This is a genomic window from Arthrobacter sp. TMS2-4 (assembly GCF_054511075.1).
On record NZ_JBTNDI010000024.1, the window covers coordinates 1 to 9,898 of the forward strand.

Annotated in this window: 13 protein-coding genes and 1 tRNA gene; 6 read left to right on the top strand and 8 right to left on the bottom strand. The window is 70.2% G+C overall.

Going from position 1 to position 9,898, the window contains the following annotated elements; all coding sequences use genetic code 11:
* Positions 1-137: 137 nt before the first annotated feature.
* From ACX80F_RS16545 to ACX80F_RS16555, 3 genes are all read right to left on the bottom strand, one after another.
* The gene (locus ACX80F_RS16545) at positions 138-1,226 is read right to left on the bottom strand and encodes an ABC transporter ATP-binding protein (RefSeq protein WP_459337478.1); all 1,089 of its coding nucleotides are present in this window, start codon (positions 1,224-1,226) and stop codon (positions 138-140) included.
* Positions 1,227-1,357: 131 nt separating this feature from the next.
* Positions 1,358-2,134 carry a trehalose-phosphatase gene (gene otsB / locus ACX80F_RS16550; RefSeq protein WP_459337479.1) on the bottom strand — a complete coding sequence of 259 codons (777 nt, stop codon included), beginning with the start codon at positions 2,132-2,134 and terminating at the stop codon, positions 1,358-1,360.
* Complete coding sequence (locus tag ACX80F_RS16555; protein ID WP_459337480.1) at positions 2,127-3,626, bottom strand: alpha,alpha-trehalose-phosphate synthase (UDP-forming); 1,500 nt, start codon at positions 3,624-3,626, stop codon at positions 2,127-2,129. The genes otsB and ACX80F_RS16555 overlap by 8 nt, the downstream gene beginning before the upstream one ends.
* A gap of 172 nt (positions 3,627-3,798) precedes the next feature.
* Here ACX80F_RS16555 and ACX80F_RS16560 point away from each other — a divergent pair.
* Positions 3,799-3,875 (top strand) — tRNA-Thr (locus tag ACX80F_RS16560).
* 67 nt (positions 3,876-3,942) lie between these two features.
* On the opposite strand, the gene rsgA is transcribed toward ACX80F_RS16560, so the two are convergent.
* From rsgA to ACX80F_RS16575, 3 genes are all read right to left on the bottom strand, one after another.
* Positions 3,943-4,986 (bottom strand): ribosome small subunit-dependent GTPase A, encoded by a 1,044-nt coding sequence (gene rsgA, locus ACX80F_RS16565; RefSeq protein ID WP_459337481.1) that lies wholly within the window; start codon positions 4,984-4,986, stop codon positions 3,943-3,945.
* A gap of 215 nt (positions 4,987-5,201) precedes the next feature.
* Positions 5,202-6,026 carry a hypothetical protein gene (locus ACX80F_RS16570; protein WP_459337482.1) on the bottom strand — a complete coding sequence of 275 codons (825 nt, stop codon included), beginning with the start codon at positions 6,024-6,026 and terminating at the stop codon, positions 5,202-5,204.
* 140 nt (positions 6,027-6,166) lie between these two features.
* Entirely contained in the window at positions 6,167-6,670 is a 504-nt protein-coding gene (locus ACX80F_RS16575) for a metallophosphoesterase family protein (RefSeq protein ID WP_459337483.1), read from the bottom strand.
* Between the two features lie 104 nt (positions 6,671-6,774).
* Here ACX80F_RS16575 and ACX80F_RS16580 point away from each other — a divergent pair, with 104 nt between their 5' ends.
* From ACX80F_RS16580 to ACX80F_RS16590, 3 genes are all read left to right on the top strand, one after another.
* The gene (locus ACX80F_RS16580) at positions 6,775-6,966 is read left to right on the top strand and encodes a hypothetical protein (protein ID WP_459337484.1); all 192 of its coding nucleotides are present in this window, start codon (positions 6,775-6,777) and stop codon (positions 6,964-6,966) included.
* A gap of 43 nt (positions 6,967-7,009) precedes the next feature.
* Complete coding sequence (locus ACX80F_RS16585) at positions 7,010-7,384, top strand: hypothetical protein (RefSeq protein ID WP_459337485.1); 375 nt, start codon at positions 7,010-7,012, stop codon at positions 7,382-7,384.
* 110 nt (positions 7,385-7,494) lie between these two features.
* On the top strand, positions 7,495-8,058 hold the full coding sequence (locus ACX80F_RS16590; RefSeq protein WP_459337486.1) for a GNAT family N-acetyltransferase: 564 nt from the start codon (positions 7,495-7,497) through the stop codon (positions 8,056-8,058).
* Between the two features lie 106 nt (positions 8,059-8,164).
* On the opposite strand, the gene ACX80F_RS16595 is transcribed toward ACX80F_RS16590, so the two are convergent.
* The gene (locus ACX80F_RS16595; protein ID WP_459337487.1) at positions 8,165-8,461 is read right to left on the bottom strand and encodes a hypothetical protein; all 297 of its coding nucleotides are present in this window, start codon (positions 8,459-8,461) and stop codon (positions 8,165-8,167) included.
* A gap of 188 nt (positions 8,462-8,649) precedes the next feature.
* On the opposite strand from ACX80F_RS16595, the gene ACX80F_RS16600 reads away from it, so the two are divergent.
* Complete coding sequence (locus tag ACX80F_RS16600; protein WP_459337488.1) at positions 8,650-8,922, top strand: hypothetical protein; 273 nt, start codon at positions 8,650-8,652, stop codon at positions 8,920-8,922.
* Positions 8,923-9,053: 131 nt separating this feature from the next.
* Here ACX80F_RS16600 and ACX80F_RS16605 read toward each other — a convergent pair whose 3' ends face one another.
* Positions 9,054-9,200, bottom strand: a complete 147-nt coding sequence (locus ACX80F_RS16605; protein WP_459337489.1) for a hypothetical protein — start codon at positions 9,198-9,200, stop codon at positions 9,054-9,056.
* 125 nt (positions 9,201-9,325) lie between these two features.
* Between ACX80F_RS16605 and ACX80F_RS16610 the strand changes: the two genes are divergently transcribed.
* Entirely contained in the window at positions 9,326-9,838 is a 513-nt protein-coding gene (locus ACX80F_RS16610) for a hypothetical protein (protein WP_459337490.1), read from the top strand.
* Positions 9,839-9,898 lie beyond the last annotated feature (60 nt).

The following is a 9,898-nucleotide window of genomic DNA, read 5'->3' on the forward strand; positions in this document are numbered from 1 at the left end:
CCCCCCCCCCCCCCCCCCCCCCCCCCCCCCCCCCCCCCCCCCCCCCCCCCCCCCCCCCCCCCCCCCCCCCCCCCCCCCCCCCCCCCCCCCCCCCCCCCCCCCCCCCCCCCCGCCGTCGTGCGTGATCCGCGAGGAACCTAGACCGTCTCGGCCAGGCGGAGTCCGTTCGTGGTGTCGAACAGGTGCACGTGGCCCTGCTCGGGGCGTACGTAGACGCTGTCGCCCTTCATCGGTGGGCGGCGGCCGTCGACGCGGACCACCATGTCGTGGTCCTTGCCGTCCAGCGTCGTGTGGCCGTAGATGTAGGCGTCGGCGCCGAGCTCCTCGACGACATCCACCTCGACCTGCAGGCCTTCACCCGCGGCGGCGAGGACGAGGTCCTCGGGGCGGACACCGAGCGTGACGGTGTTGCCGGCCGCGGCTTTGAGGACGTTGCCGGGAACAGGGTAGACGATGCCACCGAAGAGGACACCGCCGTCGGCGACGGGCAGTTCCAGGAGGTTCATCGCGGGCGAGCCGATGAAGCCGGCGACGAAGACGTTCTTCGGACGTTCGTACAGGTTGCGCGGGGTGTCGACCTGCTGGAGGATGCCGTCCTTGAGCACAGCGACGCGGTCACCCATGGTCATGGCCTCGACCTGGTCGTGCGTGACGTACACCGTCGTGACGCCGAGCCGACGGGTCAGCGAGGCGATCTGCGTACGCGTCTGCACACGCAGCTTGGCGTCGAGGTTGGACAGCGGCTCGTCCATGAGGAACACCTGCGGGTTACGCACGATCGCGCGACCCATCGCGACACGCTGGCGCTGGCCACCGGAGAGGGCCTTCGGCTTGCGGTCCAGGTAGTCCTCGAGGTCGAGGAGCTTCGCCGCCTCGCGGACGCGCTCGGCGCGCTCCTCCTTGGAGACACCGGCGATCTTGAGCGCGAAGCCCATGTTGTCGGCCACCGACATGTGCGGGTAGAGGGCGTAGTTCTGGAAGACCATCGCGATGTCGCGATCCTTCGGGGGGACATCGGTGACGTCGCGGTCACCGATGAGGATGCGTCCGGAGTTGACGTCCTCGAGGCCCGCGAGCATGCGCAGGGAGGTGGACTTTCCGCAACCGGAGGGTCCGACGAGGACGAGGAATTCGCCGTCGGCGATGTCGATGTTGAGCTTGTCGACGGCGGGCTTCTCGGTGCCCGGGTACAGGCGCGTGGCCTGGTCAAACGTTACCGTTGCCATGGAATTGGTTCCTTTTCACGGGCAGGTACGTGCCCGACGATCCGTAGTGAATGGAAAATATTCAGTTGTTGCGCGTGACCGGCCAGCAGTACCGGTGACGTTGGTCACGCCCCCTGAGTATGACACGTTCCCTACCGGGGTGCACCTGCCGCGCGCAACGCCGCAAGCTCCTCGAGCACCTCGGTGAAGGCCTCGGGGCTGGCGACGGAGAAGGCCGCCGCGGTGTCGCCGGGTCCGATCCTGACGCCGACGTCGCCTGCATCGAGGGTCTTCTGGGCGTGCTCGTCCGTGACGTCGTCGCCGGCGAAGAAGACCGCCGTCGCCGCCGTTGCCTGTCGCAGCAGGGCCAGCCCCTGGCCCTTGTCCGCCTCGACCACGGAGATCTCGAGGACCCGCTTCCCGTCCGCGGTGTTCACGCCGTCCAGTGTGGCCAGCCCTGCCCTGGCTGCCGCCACGGCGGCGTCGGCGACGGCGTCCGTCGCGGTCCGCGTGTGGAGCACGACGCCGGCGGGCTTGAACTCGATGCGCGTCCCCGGGTGCTCGGCGACGGTCCGTTCGACGACGACGACGGCGCGCGCGAGGAGGTCGGCCTGGGCCGGCGTCAACGCCAGGGGGGCGCCGTCCGGTCCGGTCCACGTCTCGGCGCCGTGGCTGCCGATGAGCATCGTCGCCTCCGGGGGATTCGCGACAGCGCGCAGGCTGTCGAGTGCCCGGCCGGAGATGAGCGCCGTCGTCGTGGCGGGCAGGTCCGCCAGCGCCCGGACGGCGGCGGCCGACGCCGGGAGGGCACGGGCGTCCTCCGCCCGCTCGACGATCGGCGCCAGCGTGCCGTCGAAGTCGAGGGCAACGAGCAGGTGCGGCGTGGAGGCCAGGCGTCGGAGGGCGGCCTGCAGTCCCGCCTCAAGCACCACTGGCCGAGACCCCGGACTGGAGGGCGGTGAGGAACGACTGGGACCAGCGCTCCACATCGTTGTGCACCACCTGCCGGCGCATGAGCCGCATGCGCCGCATGGATTCCGCCTTCGGCATGTTGACCGCCGTGACGATGGCCGACTTCAGCCCGTCGATGTCGTGGGGGTTGACGAGGATGGCTTGCCGGAGGGTGTCCGCTGCACCCGCGAACTCGCTGAGTACGAGCATGCCCGTGTTGCCGGTCCGCGCGGCGACGTATTCCTTGGCCACGAGGTTCATGCCGTCCCGGAGGGCGGTGACGAGCATGACGTCGGCGGCCAGGTACAGCGCGACCATCTCCTCGACCGGATAGCTGTGGTGCAGGTAGCGGATCGCCGTGTTCTTCATGGTGTCGTGCGTGCCGTTGATGCGCCCGACGGCACCCTCGATGTCCTCGCGGAGGAGGCGGTACTGCTCCACGCGCTCGCGGCTGGGACTCGCGACTTGGATGAGCGCGGCGTCCTCCACCGTAATGGCGCCGTCCTCGAGCAGCTCCCCGTAGGCCTTCAGGCGGTGGCCGATGCCCTTGGTGTAGTCGAGCCGGTCGACGCCGAGCAGGATGTGCTGCGGATCACCGAGTTCACGCCGGATCTCCTTCGAGCGTTCGATGACATCGGGCCGCTGCGCCAGCTCCGTGATCGACGCGGTGTCGATGGAGATGGGGAACGCCTCGGCCCGGGACGTGTAGGCCGGTGTGCCGTCGTCGCCCGCCGGGACCTGCACCTGCTGGGCCTTGATGGTGTAGCCCTTGAAGCGGCGCACGCAGCGCAGGAAGTTGCTGGCGTCGCTCGGACGCTGGAAGCCGATGAGGTCTGCGCCGAGGAGCCCCTCGATGACCTGCCGGCGCCACGGCAGCTGCGCGTAGATCTCCAGCGGCGGGAACGGGATGTGGTTGAAGAAGCCGATCTTCAGGTCCGGGCGTGCTTCGCGCAGCATCTTCGGAACCAGCTGCAGCTGGTAGTCCTGGACCCACACGGTTGCTCCCTCCGCCGCGACGGACGCCGTCGCCTGCGCGAAGCGCTCGTTGACCCGGCGGTAGGAGTCCCACCAGGTGCGGTGGAACTCGGGGGACGCGATAACGTCGTGATAGAGCGGCCAGAGGGTGGCATTCGAGAAGCCCTCGTAGTACAGCTCCACCTCCTCGGCGCTGAGCGGCACGGGGACCAGGCGCATGTTCGACTCGTCGAACGGCTCCAGCGTCTCGTCGGGGGCGCCGTGCCAGCCGACCCAGGCGCCGTCGGCCTTGGCCATCACCGGCGCCAGTGCCGTCACGAGGCCGCCCGGCGAACGCCGCCACGAGCTCTCGCCGTTGTCGTCGACCACACGGTCAACCGCCAACCGGTTGGAGACGACGATGAAGTCGAAATCGCCGTACTGGCCGTCCGTCGAGAACGACGCCTGGACGCCGGGCACGGTCGAGGGGTGTGCGGTACTCACATCGGGCTCCATACGGTAGTTGGTCTTGGAAACGACTCTATCCGGTCGGGTCCACCTGGACGCGTGGCTGATTTCACCCGGTGCGGGCGCTGGGCTACCCTTATTGAGCGCTCGGCGTCGGTTTGCCTTCGGCAGTCCTCAGCCCTGGACCATGACGACGGCGCCACGCTGGCACGGTCAGCACGCCTCCTTAGCTCAGTTGGCCAGAGCACCGCTCTTGTAAAGCGGGGGTCGTCGGTTCGAATCCGACAGGGGGCTCCACCGCCGCAGTACTCCTGCCCGCGATACCCAGCCCCATCACTGCCCCGTTGCTCCCTCCGGCCGGGCGTCACCCTTCCCGGTAGCGGTTCCGGTAGTCCTTGGCCAGCGCGGCGTCACGCGCCACCCGGTGGAACGCCCTCCCGTAACGCCGCTGCTCCGCGACGTTCTGCCGGCGGTGGAGGCTCGCGAGTTCGCGGTCCATCTTCCGGTAGCTCAGCCAGCGGCGTTCCTCGAGGTCCCCCGCGACGATGGCGGCCTGTACGGCACATCCCGGTTCGCTCTCGTGGGCGCAGTTCCGAAACCTGCACCGGTCGAAGAGGTCCTCGATGTCGCCGAACACCTGGGTCAACCCGTCCTCGGCGTCCCACAGGGCGAATCCGCGCAGCCCCGGGGTGTCCATGAGGACGGCGCCGTCCCCGAGCGGCACCAGTTCCCGGGCCGTCGTCGTATGCCGTCCGCGTCCGTCGGTCGCACGGACCTCACCCGTGTCCTGCCGGGCGTCACCGGCGAGGGCGTTGACGAGGCTCGACTTGCCGGCACCCGAAGGGCCCACAAGGGCGAGGGTCTGCCCGGCACCGATCCGTCCACGCAGGTGCTCGAGGCCGTCACCGGCCTCCGCCGACGTCGTCAGTACCTCGACCCCACGCGCGCTGTCCACCGTCTCGGCGACCACTCGGTCGAAGCGCGAACTGAGATCAGCCTTGGTCAGGATGACGAGCGGCACCGCACCGGAATCCCAGGCGGCAACGAGGGTGCGCTCGAGCCGGTTGGTCGAGAGTGGCCGGTCCAGGGGCACCACGACGCCGAGAAGGTCGATGTTGGCTGCCAGCACCTGGGGCTCGGAGAGCGGGTCGTACGCCCGCTTGCGCTGGAGCAGGGACGAACGGGGCAGATGCCCGAGGATGACCGGGTCCTCGCCCTGCAACCCCACCCAGTCCCCGGTGACGAGGGAGTCAGTGGTGTCGAGGTGCAGGATGCCGTGCTGCGTGGCGACCAGGACCCGTCCGCGGTCTGCGCGGACGATCCTCCCCGGGAGCACGCCGGACGGGAAGTGGAAGGAGAAGAGAGCACCGATGCGGTCGGTGAATCCGTACTGCACGAGAGTATTCAACGCGGTTCCTCCGAGGAGGCCTCCCGCGGGCGCTACGGAGCGGACGTCGGGGAGGCGGGGATCATGGGGGTGTCGTCGGCGCACAGCGCAACGGCAAGGACCTTCGTCATGACTCCACCTCCTCGTACTCTCTCCATGCTTCGCGACGGCTCAGCGGGCCTTTTCGGCACACAGCCTAGCGGGGCCGGTGGGGGAAGGGAACAGGCGTCCCGGATCTAGTGCGACCGCCGGAGGACGAGCGGACCGAAGATTCTCACGAGACCGACGAGGCAACCCATGATGACGAGCGAGAGCACCGCGAGGAAGGGCATGTTCGGCTGCCTCGGTGCTTCGGCCCGGTCGATCGCCACGGCTTCGTCGGCGGTCGCCGACGCGGAAGCCGAGGGCGCGGAGGACGGCGCGGGAGCGGTCGCGGACGGAGACGGGGAGGGCGTCGGCTTCGCGGAACGCTTGGTGGGCGTGGGTGTCGGCTTCTCCTCGGCCGGCTCCTCCTCGACGACCGGTGGCGGTACCGCCGGTGCCGCGGGCAGGGGGGCCACGGGCACGACCGGCTGGAGCGGAGGAGCCGGGACAGGTGCAGGTGCAGGGACCGGCGCGGGAGGCGGCGGCGGGGCAGGCGCAGGGGGTGGCGGCGGGGCAGGTGCCGGTGGGGGCGGCGGTGCAGGAGCCGGCGTCGGCGTGGGCTCCGGTGTAGGGGAGGGGGAGGGGGAGGGTGACGGCGTGGTCGTCGGCGGCGGCGGCGGGGCGGGCTCGGTGGTCTCGACCGGTCGCGTCGGTTGCGTCGTCGCGGGTGCTGCCGGGGCCGTGGTTGCCGGGGGTGCCGTCTCCCGTCGCATGGTCGGCGCCGGACCCGTCGGCTCCGGCTCGGGCGCCGGACTGGTCCGGGTGGGGGAGACCTCGCTGGGGCTCCCGGGAGCCTCGCACCCGGCGGCGCCGACGGTAGGGCAGACTTCCGCCGCCGACGCGGGCAGCGCGCCGAAGCTGAGGCCGCACAGCACGACCACCGTCGCGGACACGCGCGTGTACAGGTGCTTGCTCACGGGGCTCCCAGAATCTCGACGGGCTGCTGACATCTGCAGGTCACACTACCAATGCGGCGCCTCTTCAGCGGCTTCGCCGTCGTCCCGACGATCCGAACTTCTTCGTGCATCGTCGAGCTCATCCACGGGCCGCTCCCGGATCAGCGGTGCGGCAGGCGGTGCAGGTCGACGTCCATGACGCCTGCGTCGATGGTCCCCGTCATGAACGTGCAGTGCGGCTGGCGGCGGCGATCCGTCGGGGAACCGGGGTTGAGCAGGCGCAGCCCCGTCGCGGCCCGCGTGTCCCACGGGATGTGGCTGTGCCCGAACACCAGGACGTCGACGTCGGGATAGAGCGAGGCCATGCGGGCTTCCCGCCCCTGTTTCTGGCCCGTCTCGTGGACGACCGCGAGGCGGACGCCGTCGAGCTCGACGCGTGCGACGAGGGGAAGGCGTGCCCGGAGGTCGCCGCCGTCGTTGTTCCCGTAGCAGGCGACCAGGCGGCGTGACCGAGCCTCGAGCTCGTCCAGCAGCGGCACCTCGGTCCAGTCCCCGGCGTGGACGACGACGTCGGACCCCTCGATCGCGTCCCACACCGCGCCGGGCAACTGCCGGGCCCGCTTCGGCAGATGGGTGTCGGCAAGGATCGTCAGGAGGAGTGGCATCCGGCCATTCTCCCGCGCGTTCCCGGCCCCGTGACAAGCCGACGGTGCTGTGCAATGCTTCCTAAGCACGCTTACCAATAGGAATCGTCCACGAGGAGGCAGCAATGAAGATTGACAAGGCACAGATCATCGATCTGCTGAAGAGCCAGGGCAAGAACGACGACGCCGACCGGGCGCAGTCCGAACTCCCCGACCAGGTGGACCCGGAGCAGCACTCCGACCTCCTCGCCAAGTTCGGCATCAACCCGAAGGACCTGCTGGGCAAGATCCCGGGCCTCGGCGGCTTCGGGGGTTAGGGGCCCGGCGGGCCGTCGCCACCCACGATCGAAGGAGTCAGTTGTGGATACGAGTCAAGTGGTCTGGATCGTTCTCGGGATCCTCGTCGTCCTGGCCGTCATTGCCGTGCTTGCGGTCCTCGCGCGGAAGCGCGGAGCGGCCCAGCGGCAGCGCCGTGAGGAAAAGGACCGGCAGCGCGCGGCCGAGATGCGCGAGGAGGCGAAGACCGCGGAACTCGAGGCCCGCGAGCGTGAAGCCAGGGCCTCGATGGCGGAAGCCGAAGCCCAGCGGGCCGAGGTCGAGGCAGAAAGACTCCGTCATCAGGCGCAGGAACGCCAGTCCGACGCGGAGGACCTCCGTGAGAAGGTGACACATCACCATCAGGAGGCCGACTCGATCGATCCGGACGTCACGCGGCACGACGGCCCGGGACGCTGACCAGCCCAGGAAGGGAGCCCATCACTGCGGTGGGCTCCCTCTCTGCATCCCCAGCTCTGCATCCCAGCGCGGGAACGGATGGCGTCGGGACCCTCGACGACCACCACGTGATGTGTGAGCTGCAGATCCGGTGGGCAACGCTCGACGATGCGAGGGGCGTCGCCGTCGTCCACGTCGACACGTGGCGGGCCGCATACCGGGGTCTCCTTGCCGCAGAGGTGCTCGATGCCCTGCGGATCGATCAGCGTGCAGCTGGCTGGTCGCGATGGATCGCAGCATCGCTCGCGGGCCGCCCGACCGATGACGGTTCCGACAGTTCTCACCGATTGCTGGTCGCGGAAACCGACGGTCGCATCGTCGGTTGGGCGGGCTTCGGCGCCGGACGGGATGGCGGAATGGCTCATCTCGGGGAGCTCGCGGGCCTCTACGTACATCCTGCCCATTGGTCCGAGCAGATCGGGCACGCGCTGATCTCCCGCACAGAACACGAGCTGCGCACTGCAGGGTGGGATGCGGCCTACCTGTGGGTTCTTCGCAGAAACGATCGGGCGACCCGCTTCTACGAACACCACGGCTGGCATGCCGACGGGGGCGAGAAGGTCGGTAGCGCCGGGGGTGAGCATCGGCTCCACGAAGTACGCCACTTTCGACGTCTCCGCCTGGCAGAGGCGTGAGCGCACCGTTCCGGGCCGGGCTGGTCCCGACGAGGGGCCGACGGTTGCAGCGGGCGGCGCACAGCGGCGGGTGATTCGACCGTGACGGACACCTGCGGCGGACGTCCTAGTCGCCGTCGCCGGCCGAACCCTCAATGCCCGGTGTCCCGGGAAAATGGATCTCAGGACCGGATGTCGAGACGCCTGTGGAGGTCTGACCCGAGTCGCCGGCTCGGAGGACGGCGGGGTCGCCGTAGACGGACCGCTCGCCGTCGTCGGCTGCGAAGAACGCGGCCACCGCACCTGGCGCGACGGCGGCGGCTGCGAGCGCGCCAGGGATCCGCAGGGCCCCTGGGTCCAGGGAGGGGTCGGGCACCAGTTCGATCCGGATCGGGATGCTCGTGCCGCTGTCGTCGTCTGCCACGTCGTCGTCCATCGCCGGGCCTCTTTCTTCGTCATCCGATCATCCGTCACCCGGTGTCGCTGTCAAGGGGTACACCCGGATCTCCCGGGCGGAGTCGCCTCTAGCTCATCACGCGGGTCGCCGCCAGTGTGAGGAACACGATAACCGCGGCTGGCAATGCTTTCCGGTCCCCGCCCCATAGTTGAGCTATGGATCAGTGGCAGGGCCTCCTCATGCAGTGCGGCCGGAGTATGGGTTTTGATCGCGGGCACAGGCGCGCGGCCTACGCACTCGCCGGTGTGGGTGTCTTCTGGGCCGTCGGGCTGTTCGGTGGTCTGCGCATCCTGCACAGCGCGTCCTCGCCGATGACCACCCTCGTGGTGCTGTACGTGATGCTGGCCGTCGTCGCCCTCTCGCTCGTCGTGGCCGCCGCCGCTGTGGCACACCTGGGACGGCAGGCCGCGGAGAGGCGCCGGCGCTAGCCGGACACCCACCGGCGCTAGGCTCGGGCACTCCCCGCGCGCGGCCCGGCTCCCTGCAGGGAGCCGGGCAGGCGACAGGCGCCGCACCACGGGCGGGCGCCTGTCGTCCAGTGCGCATGGACGGGTCGGTGCTAGGTCCCCACGCCGGTCTCCTCGTCGGAGTCTGCGCCCTCGGAGGGCTCCTCGGCGTGCACCCTGATGTCGGCGGGGTCGGCGGCGGTGTCACCCTCGGCAGGGGCCTCGCTGTGGACCCGGTCGTCGTGTGGATTCTCTGACATGCGCTCGTCCTCTCGGTTCGGGGGAGCAGAAACTCCCGTGGGCGCCAGTCTACGGATCGGCGTCCCCGCACATCACGCCGAGGTCGCGGGTGACGCAGGCTCATCAGCAGGCTTACTATCGGCTCATGGAAACGCCGGACACCATCCCGCCGTCCGTCGGCCGTGCCCGGGCGATCACGCGGTGTGCCGCCGTGGGCCTGCTGGCGGTCGGGCTCGGGGCGGGCGCCCACGCCCTGTCCGGCGGTCCCCTTCCGGGCATTCCGATCCTGTGCGCGCTCGCGGCCCTCGGCGTGCTGACGGCTACTCTCGCCGGGCGGGCACGGTTGCCCGGGTGGGGGGTCCTGCTGCTGCTCAGCGTCGCGCAGCAGGTGCTGCACTGGCTCCTCGATGGGCTGGCGGACGGGCCCGTGACGTCGGCCCCCGGTTCGGCGGTCCACCACGACGGCGACGTCCCCGTCGGGTCGGCAACCGTAGGGGGTCACTCCCCGGAGGTCATGCTGATGCTCCACACCCACCTGGCCGTCGCGCTCCTCCTCGGGTGGGCTGCCCTCCGCTCGGCGGACCTCCGCGTATGGCTGGACCGCCACCTGCGGTCCGACCGCGGTACGCGGACGGCGAAGGGCGCCCCCATCGTATGACATGGGCGCCCCCCGGTGTGTTGGTGCGGGTGGCTGCAGGTGTCCCCGGGTGTTCTCGCC